This is a genomic window from Frankia canadensis, from assembly GCF_900197875.1.
Taxonomy (GTDB): domain Bacteria; phylum Actinomycetota; class Actinomycetes; order Frankiales; family Frankiaceae; genus Frankia; species Frankia canadensis.
This window is the reverse complement of the sequence record NZ_FZMO01000033.1, coordinates 1-19,742: the sequence shown is the minus strand read 5'-3', so window position 1 is coordinate 19,742 and position 19,742 is coordinate 1. Positions and strand designations below refer to the sequence as shown.

Annotated in this window: 14 protein-coding genes; 5 read left to right on the top strand and 9 right to left on the bottom strand. The window is 74.3% G+C overall.

Annotation, left to right across the window (positions count from 1 at the left end):
- Window positions 1–595: 595 nt before the first annotated feature.
- A complete protein-coding gene (gene mftE, locus C1A33_RS04320; protein WP_101830231.1) occupies window positions 596–1,390 on the top strand; it encodes a mycofactocin biosynthesis peptidyl-dipeptidase MftE in 795 nt (264 codons plus the stop codon).
- 110 nt (window positions 1,391–1,500) lie between these two features.
- Entirely contained in the window at window positions 1,501–2,265 is a 765-nt protein-coding gene (locus C1A33_RS04315) for a mycofactocin-coupled SDR family oxidoreductase (protein ID WP_243407171.1), read from the top strand.
- Between the two features lie 102 nt (window positions 2,266–2,367).
- Here C1A33_RS04315 and C1A33_RS04310 read toward each other — a convergent pair whose 3' ends face one another.
- From C1A33_RS04310 to C1A33_RS04300, 3 genes are all read right to left on the bottom strand, one after another.
- Complete coding sequence (locus tag C1A33_RS04310) at window positions 2,368–3,480, bottom strand: ROK family protein (protein WP_243407170.1); 1,113 nt, start codon at window positions 3,478–3,480, stop codon at window positions 2,368–2,370.
- Window positions 3,481–3,683: 203 nt separating this feature from the next.
- On the bottom strand, window positions 3,684–4,646 hold the full coding sequence (locus C1A33_RS04305; RefSeq protein WP_101830228.1) for an electron transfer flavoprotein subunit alpha/FixB family protein: 963 nt from the start codon (window positions 4,644–4,646) through the stop codon (window positions 3,684–3,686).
- Between the two features lie 13 nt (window positions 4,647–4,659).
- A complete protein-coding gene (locus C1A33_RS04300; RefSeq protein WP_101830227.1) occupies window positions 4,660–5,445 on the bottom strand; it encodes an electron transfer flavoprotein subunit beta/FixA family protein in 786 nt (261 codons plus the stop codon).
- 585 nt (window positions 5,446–6,030) lie between these two features.
- Between C1A33_RS04300 and C1A33_RS04295 the strand changes: the two genes are divergently transcribed.
- Both C1A33_RS04295 and C1A33_RS04290 read left to right on the top strand, forming a co-directional pair.
- Window positions 6,031–7,446 (top strand): NsdA family TPR-like regulatory protein, encoded by a 1,416-nt coding sequence (locus C1A33_RS04295; protein ID WP_243407169.1) that lies wholly within the window; start codon window positions 6,031–6,033, stop codon window positions 7,444–7,446.
- 81 nt (window positions 7,447–7,527) lie between these two features.
- Complete coding sequence (locus C1A33_RS04290; RefSeq protein ID WP_101830225.1) at window positions 7,528–8,598, top strand: endonuclease/exonuclease/phosphatase family protein; 1,071 nt, start codon at window positions 7,528–7,530, stop codon at window positions 8,596–8,598.
- A 6-nt stretch (window positions 8,599–8,604) separates the two neighbouring features.
- On the opposite strand, the gene C1A33_RS04285 is transcribed toward C1A33_RS04290, so the two are convergent.
- A complete protein-coding gene (locus C1A33_RS04285) occupies window positions 8,605–9,381 on the bottom strand; it encodes an enoyl-CoA hydratase/isomerase family protein (RefSeq protein ID WP_101830224.1) in 777 nt (258 codons plus the stop codon).
- Between the two features lie 338 nt (window positions 9,382–9,719).
- Between C1A33_RS04285 and glgX the strand changes: the two genes are divergently transcribed.
- Window positions 9,720–12,044, top strand: coding sequence for a glycogen debranching protein GlgX (gene glgX, locus C1A33_RS04280; protein ID WP_101830234.1), 2,325 nt, complete (start codon window positions 9,720–9,722; stop codon window positions 12,042–12,044).
- A gap of 7 nt (window positions 12,045–12,051) precedes the next feature.
- Here the strand turns inward: glgX and glgP are convergent, their stop codons facing one another.
- The 5 genes from glgP to C1A33_RS04255 all read right to left on the bottom strand — a co-directional run.
- Window positions 12,052–14,628, bottom strand: a complete 2,577-nt coding sequence (gene glgP / locus C1A33_RS04275; protein ID WP_101830223.1) for an alpha-glucan family phosphorylase — start codon at window positions 14,626–14,628, stop codon at window positions 12,052–12,054.
- Window positions 14,629–14,823: 195 nt separating this feature from the next.
- Window positions 14,824–16,854, bottom strand: coding sequence for an acetate--CoA ligase (gene acs, locus C1A33_RS04270; RefSeq protein WP_101830233.1), 2,031 nt, complete (start codon window positions 16,852–16,854; stop codon window positions 14,824–14,826).
- 218 nt (window positions 16,855–17,072) lie between these two features.
- The gene (locus C1A33_RS04265) at window positions 17,073–17,969 is read right to left on the bottom strand and encodes a sucrose-6-phosphate hydrolase (RefSeq protein ID WP_101830222.1); all 897 of its coding nucleotides are present in this window, start codon (window positions 17,967–17,969) and stop codon (window positions 17,073–17,075) included.
- On the bottom strand, window positions 17,969–19,153 hold the full coding sequence (locus C1A33_RS04260) for a cysteine protease StiP family protein (protein WP_243407168.1): 1,185 nt from the start codon (window positions 19,151–19,153) through the stop codon (window positions 17,969–17,971). Before C1A33_RS04260 ends, C1A33_RS04265 begins: the two co-directional genes overlap by 1 nt.
- A partial coding sequence (locus C1A33_RS04255) for a TRSP domain-containing protein (protein WP_207770154.1) occupies window positions 19,150–19,742 on the bottom strand: 593 nt, incomplete at its 5' end. The genes C1A33_RS04260 and C1A33_RS04255, both read right to left, overlap by 4 nt.

Here is a 19,742-nt window from a genome sequence, read left to right as displayed (position 1 = left end):
TGTGGTCCAACGCGACATCGGACTCCGTGGAGTTCGGTGGGGCGACGAAGAAGAACTATACACGAGTAGAGCCGCCGTGCACGGGCACGCGGACATAACTTTCTGACACCGCCAGTGACGGTGCGCCACCCCCGCCGGCTCCCGAGGCGGACCCCTCCGCCACCGATGCCGCACACGGCCCGGTCTCCCGAACCATTCCTCCCAACGCCGCGCGGTCCCGCGAGATTCCCCGACCGGCCCCCGACGCCCGGCCCGCGGGACAGCGGCGGGCAGGACGTCCTGGTAAAGAACCGGTACCCGGCCCCTGCCACCGCCAAACCCGTGCGGGCCGAAAGCTGTCCGAACGCGCCCTGGGCACGCGCGCGCTCGTCCACGCGAGCCGGCACCCCGGCCTGTGCCCGGCGCCGAGAGACGCGCGAGATGCGCACCGAGGCCGCGTCCCACCGAGCGCGGCCACGCCGGCGACGGTTCGACCCACGGCCGGCCGGCGTGTTGGGATGAACCGACCGACCACCGCCCCACCCACGCGTACCGGACGAGCACGATCCGCCCGTCCTCTCCCGGGCGAGGCACGGCTGGACAGCAGGGGGAGGACATGGCGGCGCTCGGACGGTCGACCTGGCCCGAGCTGGCCGGTACCCGGCCCCTGGTGCTGCTGCCGCTCGGCAGCACCGAGCAGCACGGGCCGCACCTCCCCCTGGACACCGACACCCGGATCGCGCGTGCGGTCGCCCGCGGGCTCGCCGACCGGCTGACTCCCCTGCTTGTCGCGCCCGCCCTGCCGTTCGGGGCGAGCGGTGAGCACGCGGGGTTCGCCGGCACGCTCTCGGCGGGCACCGAGGCGCTCGCCCACCTCCTCGTCGAGATCGTCCGATCAGCCGACGACACGGCCGCGGCGGTGGTCCTGGTCAACGCACACGGCGGAAACCTCGACGCACTGCGCGCGGCGTCCCGGACGCTCGCGCTGGAGGGGCGACCGGTCCATCTGTGGTCACCGAGCGCCGCGCTCGCGGCCACGGTCGGCGTCCCGGCGGCGGACCGCGACCTGCACGCGGGCCGCGCGGAGACGTCCCTGCTGCTGCACCTGGCACCGGAGCTCGTACGCCTGGAGCGGGCCACGGCCGGCGTGAGCCCGCCACTGGCCGACCTGATCGCGCGGGGAGTCGCCCCGCTGAGCCCGTCGGGTGTGCTGGGCGACCCGGCCGGCGCATCGGCGGCGGAGGGAGCCCGGCTGCTCGAGGCCTACGTGCAGGACGCCGTCGACCGCCTCCTGCGCTGGGCCCGGCGGCGGGGACTCCCGGTGGCGCACCCGCCGGCGGCGACGGCACCGGGGACGGCGACGGCCTCAGGGACCACGGCCATGACATCAGGGACTGGAGAGCAGACATGACGGCCGAACCCGACGGACGCCCGGACGTGGCGACGGCGATCCCGGGACCAGCGGCGGCTTCGGAGACGGCGGCGGCTTCGGAGACGGCGGCGGCTTCGGAGACGGCGCCCGTGGCGTTGGTCACGGGCGCCGCGCGGGGCCTGGGCGCCGCCGTCGCGGCCGTGCTCGACGCGGCCGGGTACCGCCTCGTCCTGGCCGACATCGCGCTGCCGGCACCACCCACCGCGGGGTATCCGTACTCCACCCGCCCCGACCTCGACGCCGTCGCCGCGGCGTGCCGGGACGCGGTCGCGGTGACCGCCGACATGCGCAGGCAGGCTGATGCCGACGCGGCCGTCGCCGAGGCACTGGACCGGTTCGGCCGGCTCGACACCGTCATCGCCGCCGCGGGGGTCATCGCCGGTGGTCCCCCGGTGTGGGAGACGTCGGACGAGGCCTGGGAGACGCTGCTCGACGCGAACCTCACCGGGGTGTTCCACGTCATCCGGGCGGCCGTGCCGGCGTTGCTCGAGGCGCCCGCCGGCCGGTTCGTCGCCGTGTCGTCCGCCGCCGGCACCCGCCCACTACCCCGCCTCGCCGCCTACTCGGCGAGCAAGCACGGCGTCGTCGGCCTGGTGCGCAGCCTGGCCGCGGACCTCGCCGGCACCCGGGTCACCGCGAACGTGGTGTGCCCCGGTTCGATGGACACGACGATGCTCGCCGAGACGGCGCGAATCTACGATCTGCCCGACACCGACGCGTTCACCGGGCACGCCTACCTGCGCCGCCTGCTGCGGCCCGAGGAGGTCGCCACCGCTGTCGGCTTCCTGTGCTCGCCGGCGGCGAGCGGGATGACCGGCTCCGTGCTGGCCGTGGACGCCGGCTTCACCGGCTGACCGCGCCCCGGCCGACTGCATCCCCGGTCGACTGCATCCCCGGTCGACTGCATCCCCGGTCGACTGCCGGCCGGGGATCGGCGCGACCCCGCTGGGCGTCGGTCAGTCGGGCCAGCCGTAGCGGCCGGGAGCGAGCACGAACGCCGCGGCTCCGCGCAGCGCCGCACCGGCCGGATCCGCGCTGGGCAGGATCCGCAACCGCCGGACGAAGCCCAGGCCGGCGTGCCGGTCGAAGCCGTCCAGCAGGGCATCCCAGAAGACCGGTCCGGACTGGGCGAACCCGCCGGCCACGACGGCAGCGTCCAGGTCGAGCAGGCTCGCGCTGGCGGCGATGCCGGCGCCGACCGCCGTGCCGGCCCGGCGAAGCTCGCGGCAGGCGATCACGTCACCCGCCGCGGCGGAGGCGGCCAGCGCACGGCCGTCGGCGGGCTGGTCGTCCCCTGGGATCCAGCCGGCGGCCAGCGCGCGGCGCACGGCCCGCGGACCGGCGGCGATCGCCTCGACGCAGCCGCGCCCGCCGCACGGGCACGGCGGGCCGTCCGTCTCGACAGGTACGTGGCCAACGTGGCCGGCCTGGCCGGAGCTGCCGTGCAGCAGGCGGCCGTCGAGGATCAGACCGCCACCGACACCGGTGGACACGGTGACGGTGAGCAGGTTGCGCACGTCGCGACCCACGCCGCGCCAGTGCTCGCCCACTGCGAGCGCGATTCCGTCGTTGTGGACGAGCACCGGCAGCCCGGCGAACAGCTCGCGCAGCCGCGCTCGCAGCGGGAAGGCCCGCCAGGCAGGGATGTTCAGCGGCGAGACCTCCCCCGCCGGCCATCGCATCGGCCCGGCGCAGCCGCACCCGACGCCGGCGAGATCGGCCAGGCCCGTTCCGGCCGCGGCCATCGCCCGCTCGGCGCACTCCCGCACCGCGGCGAAGACCGACTCCGCGCCCGGGAGCTCCGCCGCGGCCGCGGCCGCGAGCATGCTCCCGCCTCCCGTCCCGCCCTCGGCGCCCGCCGCGATCCCGGCACCCACCTCGGTCCCAGCCTCGGCACCCGTCTCGGTCCCGGCCCTCGCCTCGATCTCGGCGCCGGCAGCACCTGCCGTGCCCACGGGCCGGCGCGCCGAGCCCAGCAGCGCGCCGTCGCCGTCGACGACCGCGGCCGCGATCTTGGTTCCGCCGATGTCGATGGCGAGCGCGTACGGCTTCGGCGATGGTGCGGACATCGTGTCCTCCACTCTCCCTCCAGGCATTGATCCCGGTCCCCGAACCCGCCGCCCACGATGGACGGCGACGGCATCCCACGGCACGCGCCGCGACGACACCGCGGGGCGACGGCACCGAGGAGCGGGGAAACGGCGACGGCCGGGCTCCGCCCGTTCCGGCGTGCGGAACGGGGGAGGCCCGGCCGTGGCGACCAGGGGCTGGGTCAGCCCGCCTTGCGCTTCTCGATCTCCGCGGTGAGCTGCGGGACGACGTTGAACAGGTCGCCGACCAGCCCGTAGTCCGCGAACTCGAAGATCGGCGCCTCGGGGTCCTTGTTGACGGCGACGATCGTCTTGGAGGTCTGCATGCCGGCCCGGTGCTGGATGGCGCCGGAGATGCCGACCGCGATGTAGAGCTGCGGTGACACGGTCTTGCCGGTCTGGCCGACCTGGTTCTGGTGCGGGTACCAGCCGGCGTCGGTGGCGGCACGTGAGGCGCCGACGGCCGCGCCGAGGGTGTCGGCGAGCTTCTCCACCAGCGCGAAGTGCTCGGCGGCACCGAGACCGCGGCCACCGGAGACGACGACCTGGGCCTCGGTGAGGTCCGGGCGGCCCGACTTGGCCTCGACGACCCGGTCGACGACCTTCGCGCCCTTGGCGGCGTCGGAGAGCGCGACCTCGACGGTCTGCTCGGCCGGCGTCGACGGGGCGGCCTCGGGGGCGGTGGAGTTCGGCCGCACGACGACGACCGGCACGCCCTTGGTGACCTTCGAGGTGACGATCGTCGAACCGCCGAAGATGCCCTGGGTGGCGACCAGGTCGGCGGACAGCGCCGTGGCGTCCCAGATGAGACCGGAGTCGGTCCGAGCGGCGACGCGGGCGGCGATTTCGCGGGAGTCCGCGGTGGCGGCGACGAGCACGGCCGCCGGCGAAGCCTCACCGACGAGCTTCGCGAGGATCTCGGCGGCCGGGCCGCCGATGTACCCCGCGATGTCGTCGGACTCCGCCACGTACACCTTGGCGGCGCCGTACTGGGCGAGGTACTCCTTCGCCTTGGCGTAGGTGCCCGGCGCACCGAGGAAGACCGCGGCCGGCTCGCCGAAGGTGCGGGCGAGGGTCAGCAGCTCGGCGGTGACCTTCTTCGGCTCACCGTCGGCGTGCTCGACGAGTACGAGAACTTCAGCCATCGAACAAAACCCCTCAGATGAGCTTCTGCGCGGCGAGGAACTCCGCGACCTTCGTTCCGCCGTCGCCCTCGTCCTTGACGATGGTGCCGCTGGAGCGGGGCGGGGCGGGCTCGGCCGTGACGACCGCCGACGCGGCGCCGGCGAGGCCGACCGAGGCGGCGTCAAGGCCGGCGTCGGCGGCGGTCAGGGTCGTGAGCGGCTTCTTCTTCGCCGCCATGATGCCCTTGAACGAGGGGTACCGCGGCTGGTTGATCTTCTCGACGACGCCGACCACCGCGGGCAGGCTCGCCTCGACGAGCGCGTAGCCGTTGTCGGCGAGGCGCTCGATCGTGACCTTGCCAGCGGCCGGGTCGACCGTGACCTTGCGGGCCTGGGTGAGCTGAGGCAGCGCGAGACGCTCCGCCAGCAGGGCACCGATGACACCGCCTCGGGCGTCGGACGCCTCGGACGAGGTGATGACGATGTCCGGGGACAGCGTCGAGATCACCTTGGCGAGCGCGGCGGAGGTCGCCAGCGCGTCCGACCCGTGCAGCGCGTCATCGCTGAGGTGGACCGCCTTGTCCGCGCCCATCGACAGGGCCTTGCGGATCGTCTCGACCGCCTTGGCGGGACCCATCGTGACGACGGTGACCTCGCCCCCGTGCGCTTCCTTGATCTTCAGGGCCTCTTCGACCCCGTACTCGTCCATCTCGTTCATGACGTTGTCGACGCTCTTGCGGTCGACCGTCCTGTCCGCAGCGTCGAGCTTCTTTTCCGCCCAGGTGTCGGGTACCTGCTTGACGGTAACGACGATGTTCACGCCTAGGGGCCTCCGTAGCCAACATCAGATGTCAGTGCTCTTGACATCGTCGCATCTGGGACGGTCACGCGCTCGATGATCGCCTGCGTGACGCGGACCGCACCGACGCCCTGACCTGGAACGCCTGGCCGAGCACGGGCAGCGGCTACACGCCGTCACCGAGATTAGTCCGTGCACCCCGCCGGAGCCATCCGCAGTGACGGGGCTATCACCACCGACCCGGCGTGCTCGACCTGCCCCGGCCCCCAGCCCCGACCGCCGTGCGGCGCGCGTGCGACCGGCGTGGCACGGCTGCCGCCATGCTCATCCCGCCCGCCTCATATGCACATGCATACGTCGATCGCAGATGCTCGATGGTCAACCATCACCCAGCGGATCGACAAGATCCACGGAACAGACTGCCGGGCGCCAAACGTTGACCAGAGTCCTCGGTCCCGGATCGCTGTGCATTCCGGCCACCTTCTGCACGCCCTCTTCCCCTATTCGTGATCGATCCACTACTTTCTGCCCCAAGCGCGGAGCACGCGCGAGCCGATCATGACTTAGGAATCCCTAACCAGCAAGCCGATCTTCGACGGGGGAAACATGTCGAACAGGATGCCGGGAGAGCCGCCGGAGGAACCGTCGGGCACCACGATGTTCGCGCGCCTACTGCGCGAGGCCGGAGTGTCCGACACGAGGTTCGCCTGCCAGGTCAACACGCGGGCCCGCCAGCAGCGCCAGATCGAGCTGGGCCTGGCCCGCACGACGGTCGGCCACTGGCGGCGCGGCATGCGCCCGCGGGACCCGATGGTCGCCGAGCTCGCGGCGGCCGAGATGTCGGCGGCCCTCGGCTACCCCGTCCTGCCCACCGACCTCGGCTGGCGCGGCGAGTCCTACCGGCATGACGACCTGGGCCTGACCGGGGCCAACGTCCCCGTCGAGACGCTGCGCACGCTGGCCGGCCTGTCCGGGCGCGACCTGCGCCGCCGCGACGTGCTGCAGGAGGGGACGGCGTTCATCGCGACCGCGTTCGCCGACCCGGTGCTGTCCAGCCTGACCGGCGTCATCGACCGGATCACCGGGAGTGAGCAGCCGGCGGCCGGCAGCGGCACACTGGTCCGGGACGTGACGGACACCTTCCGCAAGCTCGACGCCAAGTTCGGCAGCGCCGAGATCCGCCCGCAGGTGGTCACCTTCCTGCACGACCAGACCCGCGCGGCCCGCGAGCACCGGCCCAACCCGGACCTGTTCAGCGCGCTCGCCGAGCTCACCCAGTTCAGCGGGTGGCTCGCGCAGGACAGCCGCCGGCCCGCGCTCGCCCAGCGCTACTACATCCAGGCCCTGAGCCTCGCCGAGCACGCGGACGACGCGATGCTCGCCGGCCGGGTGCTGTCGGGGATGAGCGACCAGGCCGCCCAGCTCGACCATCCGCGCCAGTCCCTCGCGCTCGCCCGGGCCGCGCTCAACCGCTCGCTGAGCCACTCGACGTACACGGTGCGGGCGATGCTGTACGACAAGCACGCGTGGGCACTGGCCCGCAACCGCGACGAGGCCGGCTGCCGGCGGGCCCTGGACCGGATGGACGCGGCGATCTCCCGGGGCGGCGCCGGCGACGAGTCCCCGCCGTGGGCCGGCCACTACAACGCCGGCGACGCCGCCGAGTGCCGCGGCCACTGCATGCTGCTGCTCGGCCGGGCCCGGGAGGCCCAGGAGAGGCTGCTCGAGGCGCGCGCCCTGCAGCGCGCCGCCCGCGCCCGCACCCGCAGCTACGCCGAGGCCGACCTGGCCCTGACCTACCTGCGCCGGGCCTCACCGGACCTGGAGGGCGCGCTGGAGGCCGGCTACCGCGCGGTGCGCACCGCCGGGCAGGTCTCGTCCCAGCGCATCGCCCGCAAACTGGCCGAGCTGGACACCGCCCTCGGTGAGCACCCCACCGTCGCTGTGCGGGAGTGGCGGGAGCAGGCCCGGCCGATGCTGGAACCGGCCCGCCGGGCGGCCGGGGGGCAGGGGGCCGCCTGACCCACGCGGCACGCCGGCCGGCGGGTGAGCCACGCGTCACCCGCCGGCCGCGCCGCGGCGCGGACCAGGCACCCTGGAAGGGTGACCTCCGCGAAGGAATCCGGTCGAAGCACGCCGGACGTCCCCTCCCCCGACCCGGCGGGCGACATCCCGGTCGCCGCCGCCGAGCCGCGCACCCCGGCACTCCCGCCGGTCTCCGCGGTGATCACCGTGCTCGCCTGGATCGTCGCGGCGGTCCTCGGGCTCGTCGCCCTCGGCCGGCTGGTCCACCTCGACGACGCGCTCGACTGGCCGTACACGGCGCTCAACGCGCTGACCCCGCTGCTGTACCTGCCGGCGTACGTCACCCTGGCGGTGGCCTTCGCGCTGCGGCGCAACCTCCTGCTGATCCTGTCGGTGCTGCTGGTCGCGATGCACCTGTTCTGGGTCGTGCCGGAGCTGCTGCCCGGCGACGGGCAGGACGCCGCGCCCGGCTCGGCCCGGCTGCGGGTGATGTCGGCGAACCTGCTGTACCGCAACGCGCACGCCGACCGGCTCGGCGCGCAGATCCGCGCGGCCAATCCGGACGTGCTGGTGCTCGTCGAGGTCTCGCCGCTGACGCTCGCCCGGGTCGGCTCCACCGGCGCGCTGGACGCCTTCCGCTACCGCGAGGTCCGCCCCGGCCAGGGGGCCTTCGGCGCCGCCATCTACTCGCGCTTCCCACTGCGCGACGCCGCCGCGCCGACCGTTGGCGGCTCGATGTCGCTGCGGGCGACCGTCGAGGTCGACGAGAACCGGCGCTTCGTCCTCTACGCCGTGCACACCATCTCGCCGACCTCGGGGCCGTACACCACCCGCTGGCGCCAGCAGCTGACGGCGCTGCGCCACGACGCCCGCGGCGCCACTCTGCCGGTGCTGATGGCGGGTGACTTCAACGCCACCCGCGACCACCGCCCGCTGCGCCAGCTCGTCGACGCCGGGATGCGGGACGCGCACGACGTCGTCGGCGGCGGGTGGGATCCGACGTGGAACGCCAGTGGCGTGATCGTGCCGCCGGTGCTGCGCATCGACCACGTGCTCGCCTCGCCGGCGTTCGCGGTCACCGGCTTCGAGGTCGGCCGGGAGTTCGGCAGCGACCACCTTCCGGTGATCGCCGACCTGGCCATGCGCTGAGGTGGGTCAGCGGCCGACGAACTGCGCCTTGCCGGGGCCCTGGCGGACGAAGGAGTCCATCCCGATCCGCTGGTCCTCGGTGCCGAACAGGCCGGTGAACAGCGCCGACTCCAGCCGCAGCGCCTCGGACAGGGCGAGTTCCGCGCCGTCGTCGATCGCCTGCTTGGCCGCCGCCAGCGCCATCGCCGGGCCGCCGGCGTAGCTCTCGGCGATCTGGCGGGCCCGCGCGTACACCTCGCCGGGGGCGACGACGGCGTCGGCGAGGCCGATCCGCTCGGCCTCGTCGGCCCGCACCTGGCGACCGCTGAAGACGAGGTCCTTCGCCCGCGAGAGCCCCACCAGCCGGGGCAGCCGCTGGGTGCCGCCGGCACCGGGGATGACCCCGAGCTGGATCTCGGGCACGCCGATCTTCGCGTTGTCCGCCAGGACCCGCACGTCCGCGCACAGCGCGAGCTCCAGCCCGCCGCCGAGCGCGTACCCGGTGACCGCCGCGACGACCGGCTTGGGCAGCCGCGCGATCGTCTCCAGGGTGGAGCTGAGGTCGCGGACCCAGGAGGAGATCTCGGCGATGCCCATCGGCGCCATCTCCTTGATGTCGGCGCCGGCGGCGAACACCTTCTCCCCGCCGTAGAGCACGACCGCCCGGATCCGCCCGTCGCCGGCGGCCTGCAGGGCGGCGGTCCGCAGCTCGGCGGTGAGCTGCGCGTTCAGCGCGTTCATCGGCGGCCGGTCCAGCCGGATGGTGCCGATGGAACCGTCGACCTCGAGCCGAACGACGCTCATGTGGGGAAGTCCTCTCGCCGATGGGTCCCGCGCCGCGCGCCGGGATTGTCGCTGGTCACGATAGGACGACCGGAGCTGATCTTCATCGCGCCGAGGCCGGCGGCCGGGCGGCCGGGCGGCGGGGACCCGGGCGGGGTGGTCCGAGTCGGTGACCGGACGGTGGAGGCGAGATGTCCGATCGGCCGCCGGTGGGCGCCCGCTCGGTTAGCGTCACCGGGGTGTCCGACGCCGGCGGCAGCATCCGCACCTCCGCAGTGCCCTCCAGCTCCACAGTGCCCTCCAGCTCCACCACGCCCGCCGCGGCGTCCGCCCGCGCCCGCGCCGGGGAGCCGGCCGCGATGGGTGCGGGGGTGTCCGCGCCGCTCGGGGTTCGCTTCGACGGCACCGGGGTGAACGTCGCCGTCGCCGCGCCCGGTGCGGACGCCGTCGAGTTCTGCCTGTTCGACGCCGCCGGGGCGGAGACCCGCCACCGCCTGCCGGAGCGCGACGGCGAGGTGTGGCACGGCCGCCTCGCCGGCGTGCGGCCCGGGCAGCGGTACGGCCTGCGCGCGCACGGACCGTACGATCCCGACCGCGGCCAGCGCTACAACCCGGCGAAGCTGCTGGTGGACCCGTACGCCCGGCTGCTGACCGGGGCGCTGCGGCCCGACCCGGCAATCTACGGGTACGTCGGCGGCGACCCGTACGGACACGAGCCGGACCCGCGTGACTCGGCGCCGTTCGTGCCGCGCTGCGTCGTCACGGCGCCGGACGGCTGGCCCGGCCCGGGGGGGCAGCGGCCGGGGCCGGCCGGCGGCGGGCACGGGCATCCCGCGGCGAACCGGCCCGGCACGCCGTGGTCGCGCACCGTCGTGTACGAGGCGCACGTGCGCGGCCTGACCCGGCTGCATCCGAGGCTGCCGCCGCGGCTGCGCGGCACCTACGCGGGGCTGGGACATCCGGTCGTCGTCGGGCATCTGCGCCGGCTGGGGATCACCGCCGTCGAGCTGCTGCCGGTGCACGCCTTCGTCTCCGAGCCGACGCTGCTGGAGCGCTCGGCGACGAACTACTGGGGATACAACAGCCTGGCCTTTCTCGCCCCGCACGCCGATTACGCGGCGAGCGACGACCCGATCGGCGAGTTCCAGGCGATGGTCGCCGCGCTGCACGCCGGTGGCATCGAGGTGCTGCTCGACGTCGTCTACAACCACAGTGCCGAGGGCAGTGAGCGGGGGCCGACCCTGTCGCTGCGCGGCCTCGACAACCCGGCCTACTACCGGGTGGAACCCACCGACCCACGCCGCTACCGCGACGTCACCGGCTGCGGCAACACCCTGAACATGACCAGTCCGCACGTGGTGAAGCTGATCTGCGACTCGCTGCGTTACTGGGTCACCGAGATGGGCGTCGACGGTTTCCGCTTCGACCTGGCCACCGCCCTCGCCCGCAACCCGGACGCCTTCGACCCGGCGGCCGGGCTGCTCACCGCGATCCACGCCGACCCGCTGCTGTCGTCGGTGAAGCTCATCGCCGAACCGTGGGATGTCGGCTGGGCCGGCTACCAGGTCGGTTCGTTCCCGCCGCCGTGGGCCGAGTGGAACGGCCGGTTCCGCGACACCGTGCGCGACGTCTGGAACGGCCGGACCAGCGGGGTCGCCGACCTCGGCTACCGGCTGACCGGGTCGTCGGACCTGTTCGAGCACTCCGGGCGCCGGCCGTGGGCGTCGGTGAACTTCGTCACCGCGCACGACGGGTTCCCGCTGGCCGACCTCGTCTCCTACGACCACAAGCACAACGAGGCGAACGGCGAGGGCAACCGGGACGGCGAGTCGGACAACCGCTCGGCGAACCACGGCGCCGAGGGGCCGACGGACGACCCGGCGATCCTCGCGACCCGCCGGCGGGTGCGCCGCGGGCTGATCGCCACCCTGCTGCTGTCCGCCGGGGTGCCGATGCTGGTCGCCGGGGACGAGTTCGGCCGCTCCCAGGGCGGCAACAACAACGCCTACTGCCAGGACAACCCGGTGTCCTGGCTCGCCTGGCCGGACGGCGCGACGTGCGGCGGCGCGGCCCGCGGGGCGGGCGATCCCGCGGGACCGGATCCGGCGGCGGGTGGCGCGGCGGGCGATCCGGCGGGACCGGATCCGGCGCTGCCGCGGCTGGTCGCCGGGCTGCTCGCGCTGCGCCGCGAGAACCCGGCGCTGCGCCGGGACCGCTTCTTCCACGGCGGTGACTCGGTGCCCGGCCGGCTCGCGGACATCACCTGGCTGCGCCCCGACGGCGCGGTGATGTCCCAGGCCGACTGGAACGCCCAACGGCTGGTCACCCTCGTCGCCCACGTCGCCGCGCATGACGACGCCCGCGACGGTCCCGCCGACACCGTCCCCGGATCCGGCCGCCGAGGCGGGCGCGAGCGAGGCGGGCGTGGTCGCGGGCGCGGGCGCGGCGGATCCGGGCAGCCGGGGCTGCTGATCGTCATCCATCCGGACGGGGCCGACACGACGGTGGCGCTGCCGGGCGTGCCGTGGGCGGACCGGCTGGAGCTGCTGCTCGACACCGCCGACGACGACCTCGCCGGTTTCCCGGCCACCGCCGCCGCACCCACGCGCGTCCTGCCCGGCGGCGCGCCGCTGGCGGTGGGCGCCCGCAGCGTCGTGCTGCTGCGGGCGCATCCACCGGCCTGAGCGGAACCTACGGGTTGGCGACCAGGCCCAGCTCAGCGACGCTCGCGGTCAGCGGGTGGTGCGGCAGCACCCGCACCGTGTAGCCGAACGGGCCGGTGCGCCCGAGCGGGATCGTGCCCTCATAGCGGTGCGCGCCCTGGGTCTCGCCGTCGCCGGCGGGCCGCAGAGACAGCGTCGCCGAGGCGAGGATCCGGTCGGACTGGTCGACCCGGCCGTAGCTGACGAGGACGTCGACGTCCGACGGGGCGAGCCCGCCGAGGTCGATGGTCGCCCGCACCACCAGCGACTGCCCCACCTGGGGGGTGTCGCCGAGGCCGGCGGAGTCGACGTTGAGCACCCGCACCCCGCCCCAGGCGGCGCGCACCCGTCCCTTCCAGGCCGCGAGGTCGCGGGCGCCGTGCAGGCCGTCGGCGGCCGCGGCCCGGGCGGACACCCCGGCGGGCACGTAGTACCGCTCGACGTACTCCTGCACCATCCGACTGGCGAGCACCTGCGGCCCGAGGGTCGACAGGGTGTGCTTGACCATCGCCGTCCAGCGCCGCGGCGCGCCGGCGGCACCCTCCGCGGCCCCGCCGCGGTCGTAGAACCGCGGCGCGACGGTGTTCTCCAGCAGGTCGTAGAGGGCGGTGGACTCGATGTCGTCGCGCCGGTCGGGGTCCTCGACGCCGTCGGCGGTCGGGATCGCCCAACCGTTCTGGCCGTCGAACATCTCGTCCCACCAGCCGTCCCGGATGGACAGGTTCAGGCAGCCGTTGAGCGCCGCCTTCATCCCGGACGTGCCGCAGGCCTCCAGCGGGCGCAGCGGGTTGTTCAGCCAGACGTCCGACCCCGAGTACAGGAAGCGGGCCATGCCGATGTCGTAGTCGGGCAGGAAGACGATCCGGGACCGCACCGCCGGGTCGTCGGCGAACTGGACGATCTGCTGGACGAGCTGCTTGCCGCCGTCGTCGGCGGGGTGGGCCTTGCCGGCGATGACCATCTGGATCGGGCGCTGCGGGTGCAGCAGCAGGCGGCGCAGTCGTTCGCGGTCCCGCAGCATCAGCGTGAGCCGCTTGTAGGACGGCACCCGGCGGGCGAAGCCGATGGTCAGCACGTCCGGGTCGAACACGGAGTCGATCCAGTCGAGCTCGCCGGGGGCGGCGCCGCGCTCCAGCCAGGAGGCGCGCACCCGGCGGCGGACCTCGGCAACGAGCCGCTCGCGCAGTACCCGCCGGGTGCTCCACACGACGTCGTCGGGCAGCGTGGCGATCTTCCCGAAGCCGGCGGCGTCGTCGGCGAGCAGGGCCGGCCCGGGCTCGCGGTCGGCGAGCTCCAGCACGGCGCGGGAGACCCAGGTCGGCGCGTGCACGCCGTTGGTGACCGAGCCGATCGGCACCTCGGCGGCGTCGAACCCGGGCCACAGGCCGGCGAACATCTCCCGGCTGACGATGCCGTGCAGCTTGCTCACGCCGTTGGAGCGCTGGGCCAGGCGCAGCCCCATATGGGCCATGTTGAACACGTTCGGGTCGGCCTCGACGCCGAGCTCCAGAATCCGCTCGACCGGGACGCCCGGCCACGAGTTGTCCCCGCCGAAGTGGCGGCCGACCAGGTCGCGCGGGAAGCGGTCGATGCCGGCGGGCACCGGGGTGTGCGTGGTGAACAGCGTGCCGGCGCGGGCGGCCTCGAGCGCCTCGTCGAAGCTCAGGCCGGTCTCGACGAGCTCGCGGATGCGCTCCAGGCCGAGGAAGCCCGCGTGGCCCTCGTTGGTGTGGTAGACCTCCGGCGTCGGCGCGCCGGTGACGGCGGAGTAGGCGCGCAGCGCCCGCACCCCGCCGATGCCGAGCAGCATCTCCTGCAGCAGCCGGTGGTCGGTGCCGCCGCCGTAGAGCCGGTCGGTCACGCCGCGCTCGGCCGGCTGGTTGTCCTCGACGTCCGAGTCGAGCAGCAGCAGCGGGACCCGCCCGACCTGCGCCTTCCAGATCTGCGCGTGCAGGGTGCGGCCCTCGGGCAGGCCGACGGCCACCTTCACCGGCCGGCCCTCCGCGTCGGTCAGCTGGGTCAACGGCAGGCCGTGCGGGTCGATGCCCGGGTAGCGCTCCTGCTGCCAGCCGTCCCGCGACAGCGACTGGACGAAGTAGCCCGCCCGGTACAGCAGGCCGACGCCGATGATCGGCACGCCGAGGTCGCTGGCGGTCTTCAGGTGGTCGCCGGCGAGGATGCCCAGGCCGCCCGAGTACTGCGGCAGCACCTCGGTGATGCCGAACTCCGGCGAGAAGTACGCGATCGCCGCGGGCGCGCCCGGGATGTCCTGCCGCTGATACCACAGGTCGGCGGACAGGTAGTCCTGAAGGTCGCCGGCGGCGAGGTTCAGGCGGCGGACGAAGCGGCCGTCGGCGGCGAGGGCGGCCAGCCGGTCATGGTCGACCTCACCGAGGAGGCGGACCGGATCTCCCTTCGTGGCCCGCCAGAGCTCGGGATCGACCGACTCGAACAGGTCGAGGGTCTCGGGATGCCAGGACCAGCGAAGATTCAGAACCAGTTCCCCGAGCGGAGCGAGCTGCTCCGGGAGCTGCGCACGGACGGTGAACCGTCGTAGGGCTCTCACGAAAAGGTGAGCCTAGACAGTGACGGTGACATGGGCGCACTCGGGTTCGACCAGCGGGTTACGTTCTCCGAACAACTCGCCCCGCACTCGGACGCACGGCCACGATCCTCCGCAGATGCCCGCTCCGGCAGGCGGAAAGTGAGCCGGGCGGCCGGCCCGCTCCCCGCGACCGGCCCACCGTCGGGCGTCCGGCGGCTACTCCTCGTCGGGCGTCGCGCGGACCCGCTCGGCGATGACCGCCATCACGGCCGGGTCGCGCAGCGTCGTGACGTCGCCGAGCTCGCGACCGGCCGCGACGTCGCGCAGCAGCCGGCGCATGATCTTGCCCGACCGGGTCTTCGGCAGGTCGTCGGCCCAGACGATCCGCTTCGGGCGGGCCAGCTTGCCGATCCGGTGGGCGACGTGCTCGCGCAGCTGGGCCTCGGTGGCGTCGTCGCCGGCCCGGTGGCCGGTCAGGGTCACGAACGCGACGATCGCCTGCCCGGTCTGCTCGTCGGGCTGGGCGACGACGGCGGCCTCGGCGACCGCCTCGTGGGCGACGATCGCCGACTCGACCTCGGCGGTGGACAGCCGGTGCCCGGAGACGTTGATGACGTCGTCGATCCGGCCGATGATCCAGAAGTAGCCGTCGGCGTCGAGCCGGGCCGCGTCACCGACGACGTAGGTGGACGGGCCGAACCGGGAGAAATACGTCTCGACGAACCGCTCGTCGTCCTTGTAGAGGGTGCGAAGCATCGACGGCCACGGCTTCGTGATCACCAGGATGCCGGTGCCCTCGGTGACCGGCTCGCCGTCCTCGGTGCGCAGTTCGGCGCTGATGGCGGGCAGCGGGCGGGTCGCCGAGCCCGGCTTGGTCGCCGTCGCGCCGGCCAGCGGCGAGATGAGCACCGAACCCGTCTCGGTCTGCCACCAGGTGTCCACGATGGGGCAGCGGCCGCCGCCGATGACCAGGTGGTACCAGAGCCAGGCCTTCGGATTGATGGGCTCGCCGACGGTGCCGAGCACCCGCAGCGACGACAGATCGTGCCGAGCCGGGTACTGAGGCCCCCACTTGATGCAGCTGCGGATCGCCGTGGGCGCCGTGTAGAACACGGTGACCCGGTACTCCTCGACGATCCGCCACCAGATGTCGTGGTCCGGGTAGTCCGGGGCGCCCTCGTACATGACGCTCGTCGCGCCGTTCGACAGCGGGCCGTAGACGATGTAGGAGTGCCCGGTGATCCAGCCGACGTCGGCGGAGCACCAGTACACGTCGGTGTCCGGGTCGAGGTCGAACACGGCGCCGTGGGTGTGGGTCGCGCCCAGCAGGTAGCCGGCGGTGGTGTGCAGGATGCCCTTCGGCTTCGCCGTCGAGCCCGAGCTGTACAGGATGAACAGGGGATGCTCCGCCGGCAGTGGGACCGGCGGGCAGTCCGGGTCCGCCGCGGCGAGCAGCTCGTCGAACCAGACGTCGCGCCCGGGCGTCATCGGCACCTCGGCGGCGTTCTGGCCCGGGCCGCGCACGACGATGATGCGCTCCAGCGCCGGCAGGTCGCCGAGCTCCGCGTCGACGGCGGCCTTGACCTCGGCGCGGCGGCCCTTGCGCCGCGCCCCGTCGACGGTGATGAGGACCCGGGCGTCGGAGACCTCCATCCGCTCCCGCACCGCGGACGGCGCGAACCCGCCGAACACCACGTTGTGCACGGCGCCGATGCGGGCGCAGGCCAGCATCGCCACGACCACCTCGGGGATCATCGGCAGGAAGATCCCGACGACGTCGCCGGCACGCACGCCGAGCGAGGTCAGGCCGTTCGCCAGGCGCTGCGTGTCGGCCAGCAGGTCGGCGTAGGTGACGTCGCGGCGTTCCCCCTCCTCGCCGCGCCAGTGGAACGCGACCCGGGCGCCGCGGCCGGCGGCGACGTGGCGGTCCAGGCAGTTCGCCGACAGGTTCAGCTCGCCGTCGGCGAACCAGGTGTAGAAAGGCGGGTTGCTGTCGTCGAGCACCTGGGTGAACGGCTTGTCCCAGGTCAGCAGCTCGCGGGCCCTGTCCGCCCAGAACGCCACCGGATCGGCGTCGGCCGCGGCCCGGTCGGCCTCGACGTCGCGGCGACGGACGAAGCCGGCCGGCGGGTCGAAGCTCTCCACCTCGAGCAGGCCCTCCAGGGTCGCCTCCAGGCTGCCCGCGGCCTCGCCCGCCGCCGGCCCGTTCGGGCCGGGGATGGCTGCCGCTGCGGGGCTGGCGTCCATGTCGGTCACGGTTCCTCCCGCATCACTGCGCTGTCCGCGTCGTCCTTGGCTGTCCGCGTCGTCCTTGGCTGTCCGCGTCGTCCTGGCTGGTCCGCGTCCAGTGTCGCGTGCCCGCGTCGTCCGCGCTCGCTGCCGCGAACCCCGCCGGTCGCCTGCCATGGTCCTCGTCGCGGCGAGCGATCACTGGTCTACCACGAACCCGCGCGTGGAGGTAGCGCTCACCCGTCGATGACGCCCGTGGCCCGCGAGGCGTCCGCGCGCACCCGGCCGAGCAGGATCTCGACCAGCTCCTCCCCCGCGAGCCCGCCGATCGCCGTGGTGACGGTGACGTTCGGCGCCGTCCAGCCCAGTTCCTGCAGCTCCCCGTGGGCGGGCCGGACGGCGAGGTCGGCGGCGAGCAGCATCGGGATGTCCAGGACGGAGTCCCCGGCGGCCAGCAGCGTGCCCGCGCCGGCCCGGCGCGCCACCTCCTCGACGGCCCGCCGCTTCGTCAGCACCCACGGCACCAGGTACACCTTGCGGCCCTGCGCCGACACCGACCAGCCGCCCGCCGAGGCGTCCGCGGCGAAGGCGGTCAGGTCGGGGATCGCCGGCCGCTCGTGCGCCACCAGGTAGACGAACAGGTCGTCGGCGGCGCGCACGGTGCGGGCCCAACCGGGCGCGGCGAACCGTTCGGCGAGTGCGAGCATCTCGGCGAGTGGCGCGCAGGCCGCGGCGACCTCGGCCGCGACCGCCGCCGCCCAGCCAGGATCGGGCACGCCGTCGACGAGCAGGTGCCCGCCGTTCGCGGCGATCGCGTACCGGGGCGCGAGCCCCAGGTCGACCCGGCGGTACTGGGCCAGGGTCCGAGTGGTCACGGGGACGACGAGCGCCTCACGGTCCAGCTCGGCGAGCAGCGCGAGCTCGCGCGCGGTGGCGAACGACAGCGGCGCGCCGTCGAGGCGCTCCACCTCGACCAGCTCCGGCGGCTCGACCAGCTCCGGCGGCTCGACCAGCCCAGGCGGCTCGACGCCGGCGGGCAGCAGCAGCGAGTGGCGGGAGAAGATCAGCGTCTTGTCCAGGTCGAGCGCCACCAGGTGCCCGGGCCCGGCCGCGGGCGTCGGGTCGGCGGGCATCAGGGGACGTCCGGGCGCCAGCGGGCGTTCGGGGTGTGGAAGGTCGGCGACGCGCCGACGGGACGGACCAGGCCGACGCAGGAGAACGGCAGGTCGCGCATCTGTTCGACCGGGACGTCGCGGTCCGCGGCGAGCGCCAGCACGTGCGCCAGCTCGTCGACGCGGTCCGGGTCGACGAGGATGCGCCACGGCACCCGGCGCAGCAGCACCCGGGTGGTCTCCCCGACCCCCGGCTTCACCATGATCACGTCCGGGATGTCGTAGGCGGCGGCGATGCGCTCCACCGCGGCCCAGCCGTCCCAGGTCGGACGGCGGTCCGACGCCCACAGCGCCGGCCAGGTCGCGTCCACCTCGTCGGCGACCGCGTCGAACTGCGCCACCACCGCCTCGACGAAGTGGCGGGACAGGTCGTGCGCGGCCAGGTCGCCGTAGAACTTCGCCCCGTGGAAGTCGTCCGGGCCGATGTGCTCGGCGTTGAGGACCGTCCGGCTGACCAGCCCGCTGACGGTCGAGTTCAGGCAGGCGCTCGGGATCAGGAAGTCGTCGCGGGTGCCGTAGAGCGGCACGCACCGCGCGGGGTCCGCGAGCACGGCGAGGGTGTCGTCCAGGCCGAGGCCCGCGACCGCCTCGGCGAGCACCCGGGTCATCACCCCCTTGCCGGTCCAGCCGTCGACGAACTGCAGCGCCGCGGGATCGAAGCGGGCCGTCAGGTGGCGGACCGCGTTCATGTCCACCCCGCGGTCCTTGATCACGGAGATGGCGTGGTGCGGGGTGTCGAGGCCGTGCCGGAAGGCGTACCAGCGGCGCATGAGGATCCCGACCGGCGTGCCGGCCCGGGCGATCGAGACCAGCGAGGGACGCGGCTTGCGGACCCGGACCAGCTCGGCGACAAGTCCCGTGGCCAGAGCGACGCGCCGCGCCGAGCGCTCCAGCGCCTGGTGGTAGAGCCGCAGGTAGGCGGCATCGGGCTGGTACTCGACCGGCAGGTCCTCCGAGTAGTGCCGGCCCGCCTGCATCGCCTCCTCCCGGTCTTCGGTGGGCCGCTCCAGGTCGACCGCGCTCAGGTCGGTCAGCAGGAAGGTCACGTCCGCCGGGTCGTAGGAGCCCGAGCCGATCGTCGGCCGGCGGCCGACGTCCTCGGCGACGGTGCCAGTGGGGGCCGGTGGGGAGGTCTGGTCGCTCATCGGGACGGCTCCGGTCGGGTCGTCGCCGGCCGGGGCGCCGGGCGGTGGGCGGGCAGGGTGAGCACGGTCACCGGGGCGCAGGGGCGCAGCCGGGCGACGAGACCGCTCGGGTCCGCGACGGGCGCCGGCGCGGCGGCGTCCACCCCCTCGTCGACGACCACGACGATGTCGTCATAGGAGTCGGGACGCACGTTGTAGAGGTGACTGTCGCGGCCCGGGTCGTCCGGCGCCGGGAAGGTGAGCGCGGTGCGGATGGCGTAGCCGTCGACGTCGACGGGATGCACCGGCGAGCGGGTCGTCGACTGGTAGCGCACCTCCCCCGGGCCGCGGCGGGCCAGCGCGTCGGCGATCCGCATCGGCGTGTACATGAGCTCCTCGGTGCCCAGCACGAGCGTGCGGCCCCCCGGCACGGTGAGGGCCGCGCGCACCTGGGCGGCGACGGGTGCGACGGCGCTCGCGAGCCGGCGCCGGTGGGCGGGCGTCCAGCCGTGCCGGGCGCCGTCGGGCAGGTCCGCCGGCCAGTCGGCCGTCAGCCACCGCACGCCGTCGCCGTCCCCCGCCGCGGCGGGGGACGGCGACGGCGTGCGGT

Bases quoted from the DNA above. Each gene is read 5' to 3' on its own strand.
- mftE (WP_101830231.1), top strand. From the start codon at position 596: ATGGCGGCGCTCGGACGGTCGACCTGGCCCGAGCTGGCCGGTACCCGG.
- C1A33_RS04310 (WP_243407170.1), bottom strand. From the start codon at position 3,480: ATGTCCGCACCATCGCCGAAGCCGTACGCGCTCGCCATCGACATCGGC.
- C1A33_RS04305 (WP_101830228.1), bottom strand. From the start codon at position 4,646: ATGGCTGAAGTTCTCGTACTCGTCGAGCACGCCGACGGTGAGCCGAAG.
- C1A33_RS04295 (WP_243407169.1), top strand. From the start codon at position 6,031: ATGTCGAACAGGATGCCGGGAGAGCCGCCGGAGGAACCGTCGGGCACC.
- C1A33_RS04285 (WP_101830224.1), bottom strand. From the start codon at position 9,381: ATGAGCGTCGTTCGGCTCGAGGTCGACGGTTCCATCGGCACCATCCGG.
- glgX (WP_101830234.1), top strand. From the start codon at position 9,720: ATGGGTGCGGGGGTGTCCGCGCCGCTCGGGGTTCGCTTCGACGGCACC.
- acs (WP_101830233.1), bottom strand. From the start codon at position 16,854: ATGGACGCCAGCCCCGCAGCGGCAGCCATCCCCGGCCCGAACGGGCCG.
- C1A33_RS04265 (WP_101830222.1), bottom strand. From the start codon at position 17,969: ATGCCCGCCGACCCGACGCCCGCGGCCGGGCCCGGGCACCTGGTGGCG.
- C1A33_RS04260 (WP_243407168.1), bottom strand. From the start codon at position 19,153: ATGAGCGACCAGACCTCCCCACCGGCCCCCACTGGCACCGTCGCCGAG.